Annotated in this window: 13 protein-coding genes and 1 riboswitch; all 13 genes read left to right on the top strand. The window is 48.3% G+C overall.

Annotation, left to right across the window (positions count from 1 at the left end; translation table 11 throughout):
* The first annotated feature begins 144 nt into the window (after positions 1 to 144).
* The 13 genes from HMPREF9469_RS03590 to HMPREF9469_RS03535 all read left to right on the top strand — a co-directional run bounded on the left by HMPREF9469_RS03590 (position 145) and on the right by HMPREF9469_RS03535 (position 16512).
* The gene (locus HMPREF9469_RS03590; protein WP_007859236.1) at positions 145 to 582 is read left to right on the top strand and encodes a cupin domain-containing protein; all 438 of its coding nucleotides are present in this window, start codon (positions 145 to 147) and stop codon (positions 580 to 582) included.
* Positions 583 to 613: 31 nt separating this feature from the next.
* Positions 614 to 1783, top strand: coding sequence for an iron-containing alcohol dehydrogenase (locus tag HMPREF9469_RS03585; protein WP_007859234.1), 1170 nt, complete (start codon positions 614 to 616; stop codon positions 1781 to 1783).
* Positions 1784 to 1793: 10 nt separating this feature from the next.
* On the top strand, positions 1794 to 2198 hold the full coding sequence (locus HMPREF9469_RS03580) for a MerR family transcriptional regulator (protein WP_007859232.1): 405 nt from the start codon (positions 1794 to 1796) through the stop codon (positions 2196 to 2198).
* A gap of 126 nt (positions 2199 to 2324) precedes the next feature.
* Positions 2325 to 2645, top strand: coding sequence for a dicarboxylate/amino acid:cation symporter (locus tag HMPREF9469_RS03575; protein ID WP_227162089.1), 321 nt, complete (start codon positions 2325 to 2327; stop codon positions 2643 to 2645).
* A gap of 226 nt (positions 2646 to 2871) precedes the next feature.
* Positions 2872 to 3717, top strand: a complete 846-nt coding sequence (locus tag HMPREF9469_RS03570) for a tyrosine-type recombinase/integrase (RefSeq protein ID WP_007859229.1) — start codon at positions 2872 to 2874, stop codon at positions 3715 to 3717.
* A gap of 282 nt (positions 3718 to 3999) precedes the next feature.
* Positions 4000 to 4086: riboswitch (cyclic di-GMP riboswitch) on the top strand.
* Between the two features lie 129 nt (positions 4087 to 4215).
* On the top strand, positions 4216 to 4386 hold the full coding sequence (locus tag HMPREF9469_RS32320) for a hypothetical protein (protein ID WP_007859224.1): 171 nt from the start codon (positions 4216 to 4218) through the stop codon (positions 4384 to 4386).
* A 2-nt stretch (positions 4387 to 4388) separates the two neighbouring features.
* Entirely contained in the window at positions 4389 to 5021 is a 633-nt protein-coding gene (locus tag HMPREF9469_RS03565) for a signal peptidase I (protein ID WP_007859222.1), read from the top strand.
* Positions 5022 to 5183: 162 nt separating this feature from the next.
* Positions 5184 to 5753, top strand: coding sequence for a hypothetical protein (locus tag HMPREF9469_RS03560; RefSeq protein ID WP_007859221.1), 570 nt, complete (start codon positions 5184 to 5186; stop codon positions 5751 to 5753).
* Between the two features lie 132 nt (positions 5754 to 5885).
* The gene (locus tag HMPREF9469_RS03555; RefSeq protein WP_007859219.1) at positions 5886 to 7592 is read left to right on the top strand and encodes a carboxypeptidase-like regulatory domain-containing protein; all 1707 of its coding nucleotides are present in this window, start codon (positions 5886 to 5888) and stop codon (positions 7590 to 7592) included.
* A gap of 27 nt (positions 7593 to 7619) precedes the next feature.
* Entirely contained in the window at positions 7620 to 8111 is a 492-nt protein-coding gene (locus tag HMPREF9469_RS03550; RefSeq protein ID WP_007859217.1) for a signal peptidase I, read from the top strand.
* The gene (locus tag HMPREF9469_RS03545; protein WP_007859214.1) at positions 8108 to 8671 is read left to right on the top strand and encodes a hypothetical protein; all 564 of its coding nucleotides are present in this window, start codon (positions 8108 to 8110) and stop codon (positions 8669 to 8671) included. Before HMPREF9469_RS03550 ends, HMPREF9469_RS03545 begins: the two co-directional genes overlap by 4 nt.
* A gap of 12 nt (positions 8672 to 8683) precedes the next feature.
* The gene (locus HMPREF9469_RS03540) at positions 8684 to 9460 is read left to right on the top strand and encodes a hypothetical protein (RefSeq protein WP_007859212.1); all 777 of its coding nucleotides are present in this window, start codon (positions 8684 to 8686) and stop codon (positions 9458 to 9460) included.
* A 53-nt stretch (positions 9461 to 9513) separates the two neighbouring features.
* The gene (locus HMPREF9469_RS03535) at positions 9514 to 16512 is read left to right on the top strand and encodes a hypothetical protein (protein WP_007859209.1); all 6999 of its coding nucleotides are present in this window, start codon (positions 9514 to 9516) and stop codon (positions 16510 to 16512) included.
* Positions 16513 to 16603: the final 91 nt, after the last annotated feature.

Here is a 16603-nt window from a genome sequence, read left to right as displayed (position 1 = left end):
CTGTGTAAGACTGAAATCGTCAATCACGAATTTAGTTGGTGAAACAAGAAGTTAATATTACATTTTAGGAAAAAATTTAAAAAACCTCTTGACTTGGAGTTGACTCCAACACTTATAATGACCATATCACAAGGAGGTAGATCCATGGAAATTCAGGAAAAAGAGGAATTTGAACAAGTCAACATGTTTGGCATCGGAACGCCTAATACTGGGTTTGCCCGCTATTTTACAGGAAACTCGTATTTGAACCCGCTGACAAAACCGGGAGAGTCATCTGTGTTTCTGGCAAATGTGACCTTTGAGCCGGGCTGCCGGAATAACTGGCACATACACCACGCAGATGAGGGCGGCGGCCAGATTCTGGTGTGCACGGCGGGAAGCGGCTGGTACCAGGAGGAGGGAAAGGATGCGGTCAGCCTGGAGCCGGGGACGGTGATCACAATTCCGGCAGAGGTAAAACACTGGCATGGTGCAAAAGCCGACTCCTGGTTCAGCCATATTGCAGTGGAGGTGCCGGGAACCAATACAGGTAATGAATGGTGTGAACCGGTTACTGACCGGGAATATGAAAAATTACCATAAAATATGTTTTTGGAAAGGAAAGGTGATCTATATGAATTCATTTGTTTATGACATCCCTACAAGAGTATACTTTGGCCCGGACCAGTTGGATAATCTGGGCAAAGAAGTATCTGCTTTGGGAAAGAAGGCCCTGTTGTGCTACGGCGGCGGTTCCATTAAGAAAAGCGGTCTCTATGACCGTGTGATGGCACAGTTAAAAGCAGCCGGAATGGAAGTGTTTGAGCTTTCCGGCATTGATCCCAATCCAAGGGTATCCTCCGTAAATGCAGGTGCGGATATCTGTAAAAAAGAAAAGATAGACGTGCTTTTGGCAGTGGGCGGGGGATCAGTCCTTGACTGTACCAAGTACATTGGTGCTGCAGCTTATTATGACGGGGATGGATGGGACATTCTCCTGGATAAGGTGCCGGTGGAACAATGCCTTCCTATTGTAACCGTGCTCACCTTGGCGGCAACCGGTTCTGAGATGGATTCCGGCGGTGTGATCAGCAATCCGGAAACAAAAGACAAGATCGGCCGCATGTTCCCGCCCATGCAGCCAAAGGTATCCTTCTTAGACCCCACGGAGACCTATTCTGTGAGCAAGTATCAGACAGCCTGCGGCTCCTCCGATATATTGTCTCATTTGCTGGAAATCTATTTTGTTCCGGAAGGCGGCAGCATGTATATGCTGGACTGCTTTATGGAAGGTATGATCAAAACAGTGATGAAGTATGCGCCCATTGCAATGGAACAGCCGGATCATTATGAGGCCAGGGCAAACCTGATGTGGACCAGTTCATGGGCGATCAATGGATTTGCCGGAGCATTGCAGAACTGTGAGTGGACCTGCCATCCTATTGAACATGAGCTGTCTGCTATCTATGACATCACCCATGGACTTGGACTGGCGATTGTAACACCCCGCTGGATGAGATATGTCCTGGATGTGACTACGGCCCACCGGTTCTATCAATACGGTGTGAATGTGTTTGGCATTGACCCATCCCTTCCGGAAATGGAGGTAGCCGAAAAGAGTATTGAGATGACAGCGGACTTCCTGTTTGGCAAGCTGGGCTTAGCCTCCACATTGACTGAGATCGGCATTGATGACAGCAATTTTGATATTATGGCTGAAAAAGCCTGCGGCGGAGGGATCCTTCAGGGATATAAACCTTTGAACCGTGAGGATATCAGAAAGATACTGACCATGTGCCTGTAAGGAGTATGCCATGACCATAGCAGAGGTTTGTAAAAAGTATGATATAACGGCTGACACATTGCGGTATTATGAGCGGATCGGCCTGATTCCCAGAGTACCCCGGACTTCCGGGGGAATCCGGGACTATGATGAAGAGTCCTGCGGATGGATCGAATTGATGAAATGTATGCGTAAGGCCGGTGTGGAGATTGAAGCCCTGATCGAATACGTGGCCCTGTTTAAACAGGGGGATGAAACCATTGACGCAAGAAAGGGGATCCTGATCGAGCAGCGCAGGCGCCTTGAGGAGCGCATGGCCGACATGCAGAGGTCTTTGGACACATTGAATCTCAAAATCCGGAAATATGAGCAGGGATTGATGAAAAAAGAACAGCTTCTCAAAGAAAAGCATAACGGTAAGAACTGTGAAGCATGAAACACAGCATTTCAGGGCAGAGAGACGAAGAAGGTTAGCAATGTAAGCATTGATTGGTAAAGCGCTTTAGCAATCTATATTGGATAGCCTTCCGCCCCTTGGAAAAATGATCCTGTATATGGATGCATTATTGTATTTATATTGGTAGTTTATGCCCCAATGCTGTTTTTTATCTGCAAGATTACACCTAAACAATTTCTGGACGCGATGCAGGAACCGCTGCTCATTGTTTTTAGTACCACTTCAAATATGGCAGTGCTTCCGTCTAATATGCGGGCTTCCGAGAAATTGGGATTGACACCGGAAGTCAGCAGCTTTCTGGTGCCCCTGGGCAACACCATCAATATGGCCGGTGCAGCCATGTACATGGCGATTGTTTCCAATTTTGTCGCACAGGCATATGGGATAACCCTGACAATGCCCCAACAGATACATATGCATATCTGAATAAAAATGATATTAGCTGAACACTTCGTAAACATCCGAGTGTTCAGCTTTTTTGCGCACCTTTCCACACTCACCATTACTGTCATAGAAGTATCATGAAAAAGTTAAAAATTGTAAAATACCCCTACCTTCCCCGCGGTATCTGTCTGTGTTAGGATAGTAAAAGACATACATTTTAATGTATATATACCAGTTGATGCCGATTGATGACAGGAGGAAGCAATCCATGAAAATCCATGGTGAATTAGAGGATAAGCTATACCGGTTTAGAAATTATTTATTGGAGGAAGAGCGCTCCGGTGCAACCATTGAGAAATACGGAAGAGATGTGCGGGCGTTTCTTTCATGGCTGCCTGACGGTGGGGAAATCTCAAAAGAGGTGGTGATCGGCTATAAACAGGCGATCATAGAGGGATACAAGACCACCAGCGCCAACAGTATGCTGGTGTCAGTGAACCGTTTTTTGGATTTTATCCAAAAAAAGGACTGCCAGGTAAAGCTGTTTAAAATACAGAGAAGCCCGTTCCGCAAAAAGGACAAGGAACTGACAAAAGAAGAGTACAACAGGCTGGCTCTGGCGGCAAAGGCGAAATCCAGCAGCCGTTTGTTCCTGATGATCCAGGCAATCTGCAGTACCGGCATCCGGGTCAGTGAACACCGGTTTATCACAAGGGAGGCATTGGAAAGGGGAAATGTTACCATTTACAACAAAGGCAAGGAGCGGGCGGTCTTTTTGCCAAAGAAGCTGAAAAAAAGCCTGATCCAATACTGCCGCCAGAATGAGATCCATTCAGGGCCTGTTTTTATTACTAAAAATGGGACTCCGGTCAACCGGTGCAATGTATGGGCGGAAATGAAAGCATTGTGCAAAACCGCAAGAGTCAGCCCTGAAAAAGTCTTTCCCCACAATCTGCGCCACCTGTTTGCAGTCACATATTACCGGATGCAGAAGGATATCGTGCATCTGGCCGATATATTAGGACATTCCAATATTGAGTATACCAGGATCTATACATTTACCAGTGAAGAAGAACATGCCCGTGTTTTATCAAGGATGTGCCTTCTAATATAAAAAGACCAGAACATAATATACATTATGTAATGGCCAATAAATGTGTTTTCCTAATCCTGTTTTTATTATGCATCTAAAACCTGTTTTTTTCAATACTTTTCCGGATTCCGGCCTCTTACTTTTCACTATTTTTTCCAAAACACATGAGCAGAGTTGAATTTGGATATGGCGAATGTTCCCCACGAAAGTGTTGCTATGCTTTCAGTCGGAATTCTATTACATAATGTATATTATGTAATCTCTCATATGAGATGCTTCCTTTAGAAATACCCCATAATATAAATGATCGATCAGCAAAACTAGCGAAAGCTAGTGACGCAAAGCTACAGGGATTTCCCCTTTTAACAGGGATGTCAGCCAGCTGCAGGATTTAGTAAGCCGGCTGACGCATGCAGCATCGGCTTTTTATTTTGCCTGTTTGTCTAATCTGAGTATGTAAATCCAAGGATTCGGGACCGTGGGGCGGATGAGCTGAGCGTTCGGGAGGTACAGAGGAAAATGAAGCATGATAAAAACCAGTTTGTTGTCAATGTATTTACAAATGGGGCTGATCCGGAATGGGAAAGACGGGATACACAAGAGACTGACATGGATTATATAGAGTTTTGCCGGGAGGTATTCCGAATCCGGCAGAAGATGCAGCAAAACATCTCCCCAAAGGAGGAATAGAAATGAGCAAACAAAAGAAATGTTCAATTGGGTCTGTGATAGGCGGGATATTGTGTATGATCTTTATTCCTGTGATCGTTATAAACCTGACATTGATCATCAGTACCTACACAAAGCCGGGCGAGATGCCGGGGGTATTTGGAGTAAAACCGGCCATTGTCCTATCCGGTTCCATGGAGCCGGAGATTCTGACAGGGGATATGATATTTTTACATAAAACAGATCCGGACCTGCTTCAAACAGGGGACGTGATCTGTTATCTGGACTCCGGCCAGGCCATCACCCATAGGATTGTGGCGGTCCGGGAGGGGGAAGACGGTCAGGTGCGGTACATTACACAGGGCGATGGGAACAACACGGCAGACCGGAAAGCTGTGAGAGCGGACCAGGTGCAGGGAATCTGGCGGGGAGGAAAGATTACAGGACTGGGCAATGGGATCATGTTTATGCAGTCCACAACAGGAATGATCTTGTTTATGATATGCCCTCTTTGCCTGTTTATCCTGTGGGACATCTGGAGAAGAAGGGAGCTTGACAGGAAAGAGGCTAAGCATAGGGCTGATCTGGAGGCGGAATTGTACAGCTACAGGGCCAGGGAGAAGATGGGACAGGAAGAAAAAGAGCCTGGATTGTAAGTGAAAAACGAATGCACCGGCTGAATATCACAGGCACAGTGTGATAAAAGCTGTTATATAAGCCAGGAGTAATACCTGGGTGCAGTGCCTCAGACACATGGGAGCCGTGTCTGGGCGGTCATACATGGTTCCCAGTTTGAAATGAAAGAGAGGACAATACATATGAAAGAAAAATCTTATGTAGCGCGTCTTGGTGCATTAGCCTTGGTATTGACTCTGATGACAACCTGTCTGACAGGAGGGACATTGGCAAAGTTTGTAACCGAGGTAGAAGGGACGGCAACGGCAACGGTGGCGGCCTGGAATTTTGAGGCAGCTGGAAACGGAACCGAATTCACCGGAATCGATATGGGAAGAACCGCTTATGAGGGGGACACCATCAAAGATACAGTACTTGCTCCAGGGACAAAAGGATCATTTGATATTGTGCTAGACGGGTCAGGCAGTGAGGTTGGTATTGATTATAGTGTGACGATTACTGCGGCATCAGATGTGGACCTGCCGGATGATCTGATATTCAATGTAGGTGATACAACATATAATCTGGGGGGCGACATAACCGGAACAATTAATTATGCAGATGGAGCTGACGCCATGAAAAAGACCATTACCGTTAACTGGGAATGGGATTATGGCGCGGCACGTAACGATAATGACTATGCCGGTAAGTCCTGGACACTGGATATTAAAGCTACCGGAACCCAGGTGGAACCGACATCCACAACAGCTTAACCACCCCCGCCTCCCTGTGCCGGAGGCAGGGTGTCTTAGCGCATTCAGCCTAAGAGAAAGAACGTGGCAAGCCGCCGCGTTTTTTCTCTTAGACCGAATATCAGCCGTGTCTGCCGGCAGAGGAGAGGGATTATGATCAAAAAACATCCGAACAGTTTTGTTCCTGAAAAGAAGGCAGGGGATCATAAATGGATCCCCGTACTGCTGTTATTTCTGCTTATGCTTTTGTCATCCTGTGCGGCTGGATATATTCTTGGCAGGTCTGCATTTCCGGGATCATCCGGTCAGAGGATTGATACGATACTCCTCACGCCTGACGGAACCGAAGGAGAGTCTGCAATACAGCAGATATTCCATTTGACCGGAAAGATCAATTATACCAATGGCCGGCCCTATGCACGGGGGCGGGTCCAGCTCCACAGTGAGCCCAGGGAAACGGTTACGGATGCGGCTGGAGGTTTTTCATTTTTCCATGTGGAAGGCGGAGAACATCAGGTCCGGATTTTAGACCCGGCAGGCAATGTCTTGGGAGAGCGGAGCATTGACCTTTTTGCGGCTCAGGCGGATTCGGGAGTCAATGTAAGCCTGAAGGAAAGCGGGAAGTACACCATAGAAGTTGCCGTGGATGTCAGGATGCTGGAAGTGGTGATTGAGCTGGATGAAGAGAACAGCACATTGTATATTGATCCGGAGAAACTGACCTACCTGACAGAGGAGGGCCGTATAGTGACCCCCACAGGAGAAGCGCATAGAAGGGAGGGGACCCTTGTAACACCCGGAGGTGCGGTGGTCAGCGCAGACGGAACTGTGATTGCGCCGGCAAGCGAAGGTCCTTTGGGCATTGCTCTTCTGACCCCTGAAAATGAAGTGGTTTATCCGGATCAGGATCAATCACTGCCCGATGGGACCAGGATAATGGAAAACGGGAACATCATACTGCCGGGCGGAACGGTCATAGAGAGAAATAATAGTGGCACAGAAATCCTGACCCCGGACGGACAGCGCGGGCAGCCGGGAGCAGGCGGCGTTGTTATATCCGGGGATAATCAGGTGTCTCCCATTGGATCAGGTACAAATGCACAAGGGGATCCGGATGAAAGCATATCAGGAAGCATATATGATGCAGATGGAAACGGGGAAAAGCCGGAAAAAAGGGAAGAACACGGCGAAGGAAACAATGGGGAAATGAATGGCGGCGGCGGAAGTAACGGAGCGGCGAGCGGAGACAGCAGTGGTGGAAATAACGGAAATACCAGCGGAGACAGCGGTGGTGGAAATAACGGAAATACCAACGGAGGAAGCAGCGGAAGTAACGGAGATACCAACGGGGGCAGCGGCGGCGGAAACAGCGGGGACACCAACGGAGATGGCGGAAACAGCGGAAACACCGGTGATCATGAAGATGAAGGACCGATCCCGAATTTTTATGTGAGCTGGACACAGGGCCAGGAAATCCAATTGTTTTCCGGTCCGGCCGGAGATGATCAGACTCTTTTGCCCGGGGTGGAGGGCAGCTATCCTTTTAAACTGGAAAATAAAAATGATTTTAATGTTACATGTAACCTGTCAATTCAGGAAGGAAGTATTCATATTCCCATGCGTTTCCGGATCGTAACCGAAGGGGACAAAAAGCCCCTTACCGGCTGGTGGGATACGCAGAAAGGCAGCGCTGTAAAAAGTGATACCCTGCGCCTGGGTGCAGGTGAGAGCCATTCCTATGTTCTGGAGTGGAAGTGGCCGTATGAGAGCGGAAATGATGGGATCGACACGGCGGCGGGCGAAGCAGGTGAGTCTTATAGGGTCAGGCTTAAAATATCAGCCCAGCAGGAAGCACCTTAATCTGAGGGCGGGAAAGGAGATGTCTGAATGGGATGCATGGGAAAATGTTTACGCACAGCGGTTTTGGCCTCATTGGTTATAGCAGTACTGCTGAACCTTTGCTTCTTTATACGGCCTGAGCTGTTTGGGTGGTCCCGGGCAGTCATTCTTTCCGGCAGTATGGAGCCGTCAATGTCAATCGGTGATCTGGTCATTGTTCATCGTGAGAAGGAATACAGGGTGGGAGACATTGTTGTGTTTGACAGCGGAGGCTTGTCAGTCACTCATCGGATTTTGGAAAAGGCACAGGAAGGATTTGTGACAAAAGGGGATGCCAATAATGTTCCGGACAAGGAACTGCTTTCTGAAAATCATATCATAGGAAGGGTGGCTGTTGTGATTCCTATGGTTGGGAAGGCTGTACTATTTTTGAAAAATCCAGCAGGAATGATGTTGATCATGATGCTTGCCATATGGCTTATTTGGGGGGCGGATGTGGTCAGGATGGTTAAGGGGCCAGGAGGGGATCTATCAGAATGAGAAAACATTTGACAAAATCCAGAATTGTGGGATATGGTTTGCTGCTTGCCGCAGCAGGCATATCTGCCTGGTCTCTGTCCTATGCGCGGTTTACGGCACAGGCGGATGGAACGGCCGCCGCTTCTGTGGCAGCCTGGGGCAACAGCAGCACTGCCATTGATATTCATGTAAACGGGCTGCGCCCCGGTAAAACGAAGGATTACATATTTTCAGTTACGAACATGGAAGATGGAGTGATAAGTGAAGTTGGGCAGGACTATTCCATCGGGGTGGAGACCACCGGCAATCTTCCTTTGGAATTTGCGCTCACCCCTGAGATCAGCAGCCCCGATCATGGCGGAACATTTGCGGAGACCGGAGAAAATGGAAAATTAACTTTAAATAACGGAATGGCGGTTGTAAAGGGCGGTTATCTGCCCCATTCTGTTTCTGTTATTCATACATATACGCTGGCTGTTACATGGCCGGAGGAACAGACGGGCACTGAATATGCGGATGAGATTGATTTGGTGACACTGACGGTCAGCTCGGAACAGACCATTCCGGTTGAGCAGCAATAGGAGGCGTCTGAGATGAGGAAAATGGGCAGAAATGGGAAAAGAACGGTTCTGATATTGGCCATTGCTTTTATGCTCCTTCTGTTTCTGGCAGGAATAGCGGCTGCACGTTATATGAAAGAGGAGAGTCAAAGCGGTGTTGTAGAGGCACAGACATTTTACTTTGCCAGTGACCTGTTAAATGAAGACGAAGGCCTGGCTGTATATTTTATTGATCCTATGGCGGAATCCTTAACAATCCAGCTCTGTAATTTTGCGGATTCACAGCGAGTAACATCCGCGGATATTACGTATAGAGTGAGTGTGACAGGAGGCACTGTTAACGGCGATACTGCCGTGATAAGCGGGACAATGAATGCAGGTGAAAAGACTCCTGTGCCGCTTGTGGTTACGCCCACAACCAAACCTGAAAACAGTGGGGGACCATTGGAATTAGAAGAAATAAAGGTAGTTGCAGAATCAGAATCGCCTTATAAAAAGACGCTTACAGGCGTATTTAAAAGGCAGCTGGGTAACCAGTATATGGTGGAGGATGAGGCCGGCCATATTGCAGCGGTGCTGACCATGGTCTGCGGGGATGGTGAAAAAGATATAAGGATCACATTGCCGTCAGGTGTGATACCGGATGAAGCTGACATCCGTATTAAGGATTATAAAGATGATCAATGTACGTTTCGTTCGCCCGGATATGGAATCTATTCATTGGTATTGCTGAAATCAGAGGACGATATAATATTGTCGGGTCAGGGTTCATTTGCAGATGCCATTGATCTAAGCAGAACGGACGGGTGATGTCCGTGGCCAAATAAGTATAACAGTCATTTTTTTGCAGCGGAGGGAATGAGATGGATAGGAAAAGCCGGAAACATCAATTGAGGAGGCAAAGATACGATGGGCAGCGTATGCTGGCGTTGTGTCTTGCTTTATGCCTTATATTGAGCAATCTGAACTTTGGGTCCATGCTGGCATATGCGACAGAAGGAAATAAAAAATCCTTTGACATTGGCGGTGATGTGAAGGCAGTCCTGAAAGACGGCGTGCTGACCGTTAGAGGATATGGTGATACAAGAGATTTTACCGGAGATACCGCCCCCTTTTCGGAATATGCGGATGAAATCCATGCATTGGTCATTGAGGATGGGATCACCTATATCGGCGATTATTTATTCTATGGATTAGGTGGACTGCAGGGAGAGCTGATACTTCCTGAAAGCATTGTGGGGATCGGTGATTATGCGTTTTCAGGAGAAAGCCTGGACCGGGCACCGGGATTTACTGTGATCCGCAATGAATTTGAGGGAGGAGAGATCACAGAATGGAAAAAGGCAGAGCCGGAAGAATGTGAACCTGTCCAACCGGCCACCCCATCTCAGGCAGAGGAAAAGGACCAGCCGGACCAGAAAGAGTCAGACCCTTCAGCGAAGGAAGAACTGGATCAAACCACGAATAAGGAACCGGACCAGGAAGAACCGGACCAGACCGCAGCGGATAAGCCGGATCAGGAAGAACCGGACCAGACCGCAGCGGATAAGCCGGATCAGGAAGAACCGGACCGGATCGCAGCGGATAAGCCGGATCAGGAAGAAACAGACCAGACCACGAAAGGTGAAACTAAAAAAGAGGAATCAAAGAAAGCAGAAACCCGGAAAGAGGAGCCGGACCAGGAGAAAACAGGGCAGGAAGAACCGGACCAGACAGAGCGGGACCAGACAGAGCCGGACCAGACAGAGCCGGAGAAGCTGTTTTCAGTCACTGCCAGGATAGAAAATTATCAGGTTCCCCGTGTGGGGGAGGGAATGGCGGAAGAAAATCCAGATACTTCAGGGGGAGGCGATTCCTCTGAAGGAAAATCAGACAGCGGCATAGAGAATGTTGATACAAATGGCGGCAGTTCAGACGCTGCCGGAGAAAACGCCGGTACAAGTGATGGTACTCCGGACAACTCCGGGGAAAACACCGATACCGGCAAGGGTAATTCAGACACTGGTGGAGATAATTCCGAAGACAATTCTAAAGACAATTCCGGAGATAATTCTGAAGATAACTCAGAAGACAACACCGAAGATAATTCTGAAGACAACTCCGGCTCATCCGATACCGCCCCGGATTTACCGGGAGATGATTCTTCCCAGAACAGCAGCGGCAAGGAGCAGGATAATGGCTCATCCAAGGACGACAGTTCTGGCAATGAAACCAATTCCACGGCCGGGGATATAACAGGGACATCAGAAGATGATACGGTGAATCCTGATACGGGTAACCCTGACAAGGAGGATGGCCAAACCCAGGATTTTCCTTCCGGGATTGAGGCAGGAAAGGAAGATAAAGGGAGTAACACCAAAAAGGATTCCAATACCCATAAGGATAAAGATCCGGATTATGACATTGAATATATTTCACAGCAGAAGATAGAGAATCCGGAAACAATTTTCTATGAGGGACAGACCGGTATGGTCATCTGCTCTCCGGATAATGATACATTTATTGAAGCAGCGGAATGTGCCGGTTATATGATGGCGGACAGTTATATTACAGTGGCCCTGGATGATGTGGCGGAAATGGAACTTCCGGCCCGTGAAGGTCAGATCTGTCTGCCGGAATGCCCGGAAGAAATAACGTCCCCATGGGATGATAATGCCCTTTTTTCCACAGAGTTTGCCGGGTGGACCTTGGCGCCGGGGACAGGACCGGAGGAAGCATTGGCGCCCGGAGCGTATATGGATGTGGGAGAGGACGTTTATCTAAGCCTGTATTCCGCATGGAAGGCCATTGGAACATGCCAACTGGGTGTTAAGGCGGACCGGGAAGGGGAGCGCGCGGTCTACACCTTGATCAATAAGGATACAGAAGAAGCTGTAAAAAGCCTGGACGGATATGCCTTTTTGTATCAGTGGCAATGTTCTGAACAGGATGGGGATATCCGGGAGGATGGGGGATGGGAAGACATCACCGGCGCGGACTCTCCTGTATATGAGCGTCTGGTAGAAGCGGGAGATATCACAAAGCGGTTCCGCTGTGCGGTGACGCTCCTTCAGCTGGCCAGGACTTTTGGAGCAGAGAATCCTGATACACTGTACTCGGAACCTGCAAACGGTGTGGCTGTGCTTGAAACAGTCTATGTGGACCAGACCAATGGAAACGACAGTAATCCAGGCATAGAGAGTGCCCCGGTTAAAACAATTGAGGCGGCTGCTGCAAAATTAAAGCCCGCTGATGAGGGCGGAACTGCGGATAACAACCAGATTATTTTACTCCAAAATTATGACTATGACGCTGTGTCCCATTTTTTAAAGGATGTTCCGGTTCCTGTGACCATTAAAGGAATCACAAAGAATACTGAATTTTTCAGCACCACAGCAACAGCAACAAGTGACTTCTATCTATATGGAGATATCGCTTTTGAGTCACTGACCTTGGGGGACATGGGCCATATATACGGCAATGGATATAGTATACTCATTGGAGATGATGTTACATGTAACGGATTGTATTTGTACGGAGCATCAAAAGACGGGACTTTGACAGTCAAACCGGGCAGAATTGAAGTCCGCAGTGGCCGGATTAACAGGATCATCGGGTATATACGGAGTAAAACGTCAGTTGACGCAAATGATAACGAGGCGGTTATCACAGTGGACGGAACCGCAGTTGTCAGCAGTATCGTAGCCGGAAGCGCCAGCGGGGAAATTAAGAATGGAAATGTGAGCGTCAATATTAAAGGAGGAACAGTAGTAAAACTGATCGGCGGATGCCAGGGTTACGATAAAGTGAAAGCTCCCTATAGCGGTAATACAATGATAAATATTTCAGGCGGGTCTGTTACGGATGTCTATGGTGCTGGTTCGGGAAGGAACACAGGGATTCCAACCTATCAGGGAAAACTGGATATTCATGTAACGGGAGGAAATGTCGCAAACATCTATGGTTCCGGTTCCGCCGCATATGTGGTAAGCGGCGGAGAGCCGTCAGTGGTAAATATAGAGGTATCAGGGGGGACTGTGGGAAATATATATGCCGCAGGCATAGGCGGAGATTCGGAGGTGAGCGGCGGCAATGAAGAAAACGGTACCCCGGCATCTGAGTTTGGAAGCTTAACCGGACAAGCGAACATTACCATAGACAATGACGCTGTTATAACAGGCAGTATATATGCAAGCGGTAAAGGCTATATTGACAAAGAGTACGGCAAGGAAAACGCATATCTCAATGGGGAAGCCAATATCACGGTGTGCGGAGGCACGATCCGGGGCAATATCTACGGCGGAGGCCAAGGCGTCAGCAAGACAGGGTATGAAACATGTGCCCGTGTATGTGAGGATACCAAAGTAACGGTTGAAATAAAGGACGGAGTTGTGGAAGGCTATATCTACGGGGGAGGAAAGACAGCCCAGGTCCGGGGTTCAACAAAAGTAATGATCAATGGGGGAACCGTCAAAGGAAATGTTTACGGAGGCGGGGAGGAAGGACTCACATATGGGAGGACTGCTGTACATATGACCAACGGGACGGTAAACGGCTCCATATATGGAGGGGCTCTGGGAAAGACAGATGACCGCTTTGTTTACGGAGGCTCCACCGTTAATATGGAAGGCGGATGGGTGCGGGGAAATATCTATGGAGGAAGCGAACTGAGTAATGACGGCAAAAGCGGAGTCCAGGACGAGACTTCCGCAGCCGGTCTTGTGTTTGTGAATCTGACAGGCGGTACGGTTACAGGAAAGGTCTTTGGCGGAGGATTTCAGGGGATTGTCAATGGATCCACTCATGTCCACATTGGATCAGGGGCCGTTGATAAATGTAATTATTATAAATCCCATGCAGACGAAAAGCCGGTTTTGGGTGCATCTGACCTGGTTGTGGGAGGTTCGGTCTATGCGGGAGGAGATTACGGAGGTGACGGCGCTGATCTGGACTATGACACTATAACAGTGAACGGTTTTTCCCATATTTATATTGACGGAACCGGATATGGCTTTAATGGGGCCGGTGCCGGAAAGATGGAGATAGGGGGAGGCGTGTTTGGCAGCGGTGCATCCTGTGATGCAGGTGACGTGCGTCTGGTAACGCTGGATCATTTTGGCACGGCTGCCCCTGACACGGGTCAGCCGGAGCAGGTTAGCGGCGCAGTCACGTCAATACAAAGAGCAGACCAGGTACGTCTGATCCAGTCCCATGTCCGGCTGGCCGGCCAGTCGGATGTTGCCAATTCCAACCAGACGGCCCTTTATTCATTAAACAGGATTGGAGACAAGGGGAATTTCGAGAACCTGGGTAAACTAGGGAACAGCCTGGTTTTAGAAGATGGAAGCACATTGGTATTGGATTCAGCATCCAATGGGGTGGCAAACCTGAAAAGTATGGATCAAACTGAGGATCATGCGGTGACTAAAGATACCCTTGCGGATATTCCCAATACAGTGGTCCTTGCCACAGGAACGGTATTTCGTATTTCCAGCACAGCCCAGGACGGCTCTGAGGAATACGGTGCTGTTACAGGATATTTTTATATGATCGCGGGAGATACGGCAGAGGCATATGCATTTGCCAGAGTAAAGACCTCAGACCTGAATCCAGCGGATGGAGGGTTTGTAGTGCCCGGAGAAGATATGGAACTGGGGTACACCAATATAGGAACATTGTACCGCTACTGGAAAGTGGCCGGGGAAAATGCCAGCGCTACACGCCATGTGGTTCTGACTGCCCGGAATTTGGGGGATGCGGGTCAGGGCGAGGATGGATTTGCTGTTGCAGAAGGTACCATCGAGCTTCCTCCCATAGATGATGCGCAGGATTCCAGATATGTTATCAGTGAGATTACGCTGTCGGATAAACTGGCTTTGGTGGATGCAGGGCTGGACCAGGAGACAGGGACATGGATTACATCAGGTGTGGATATTGATGAAACACAGGAAAAAGAGAGGATACAAAACACACCGGCAACCACTTTTGGGTTGATGATGCGGCAGGAGCTGGGAGACGGGGATGTGATGTCCAGAGTCATTTCCGATAAAACGGCGCTTAAGAACGGCAGTAACTCTGTTATTGGAAAGGATTGGGATTACACGGCGCCGGTCCAGGATAGTACAGGTATCCCCAAAATTGAATTTAATCTGACCTATTACAATGACGGCATCCGGGTAAGCCAGAACCTGGGAACTGTGACCGTGGTGGTGGAACGCTATGCGGGAAACAACCTGATGGAAGTGGTAACCTTGAATGTGGAGATCGTCACCAGAGCAAGTGCGCTGTCAGAACAGACCGTTGATCTCTATGCAACAGAGAGCGGAAGCTATACGGGAAGAATGGTGATCCCGGCGGATTCCAGCAGAAGCCTGAGCCTGGCCGGAATAAAGGTACCTGAAAGCGGGATTGCCTTAAAAGCAGTGAAAGCTGATCTGGAAGGTTATGATGTGGCAATTACATTGCAGCCTGTTCAGAGCCAGGGGTGGAATACTGCAAATCTGATGAGTGAACCATATGATCTGTACACATATGACAAATCATTGGGCGCGGTCTTTCTCGGCACCACGGACAGCCGGTATGAGGCGCCAATGGATTTTGTGCTATACAATAATGGTGATTTTACGCCTAAGGACACGGATGAGATTATTTTGACCCTGACGGACGGGGATGGAAATCAGGTGCCTGTCACACTGAATATACATTGGAAGGAATCCATTGTTTCGGCTATCGGGATGGCGCCAGGAAAACAATATAATGGCATGATGGATACCGGACCGGTGGTGATATCCCGGGAGAGTTCTGTTACAGCGGCCTTTACCCTTCAAAATCAGGATTCTGTCATTGGCGCTTCCGGCGTGTGGCTGGAGCTGCAGAATGGAGATGGATCAAAACATGAGCTGCCGGCCGGTACAAAGCTTACACTTCTGAGCGGAAGCCAATGCTATCTCTATACTGTAATGGGAACGGAACAGGACGGGAAAATCCCGCTGAATCATTTTACACAGATGTGGGAGAGCAATAAATTCACAGAAAACGTTGCCTCTAAAACCATTACAGTCATAGTATCATTTGACGGAACAAGCGGCCTGAAACCGGATGAATATAGTCTCAGACTGCGCAATGACACGGGAGCTGACTCCAAAGGAGGGGATTTTACAGTCAATAATTCAATGGCTGCAATAACACTGGGCAGCCAGGGCGGTTTTTCCAGAGGAGAACACAGCATAAGCATATCCGTTTCCGTACAGCAGGATGCACGTCTATCAGACAAAACCGCAGTGGTGCTCTCATCGCAGGCGGGGAAAGAGTTCCCCAAGGGGACCGTATTTATTTACGGAGACAAAAACTACTATCCAATTAATGGAAATGTGTACCTGATCCTGAATGAAAACCAGGACCAAACGGTTATTATGGATACGACCCATACAACGGGTTTATCTTTGGAAGGCAATCGTATGGAGGCTCAACTTTTCGCAGTAGGTATAAATGCCGGTAAAAGCCTTATCAGCAGTACCGGGGTATCCTATGAAGTAAAGGCTGATCCCGTATATAACCTTAGTGTGGAAGCAGACGAAAAAGAGGGACGTGTGGCTGCACCGGGAACAGTTATCCCATTTACGGTATCATATTTAATGGAATACGTGGAACAGCCCACAAAGATTCAGGTTGAGGTCAGGAAAAAAGAAAACGGTACATATATTGGAGTTGAAGGCTGGGAGATAAAGGGCAATACAAAAATCGACCCGGGAGAGAATCAAATGACAGAGGATAATGCTTCTGTTACAATTGCTGTTCCTCAAAATGCACAGGACGGGACCTATCGACTTATCTTTATTTTGGGAGATCAAAGCGCGTTGTATAATATAATCGTGCAAAAATAAAAACAAGAATTTACAATACATTAAAACAACTGCAAAAGAAGGGAACGCGCCGCATAGGATTGGTCCGGTCATGATAATGCTGGCCAAATGA

The organism is [Clostridium] citroniae WAL-17108, assembly GCF_000233455.1.
GTDB classification, from domain to species: Bacteria; Bacillota; Clostridia; order Lachnospirales; family Lachnospiraceae; genus Enterocloster; species Enterocloster citroniae.
This window is presented reverse-complemented; position numbering and strand designations above follow the sequence as displayed.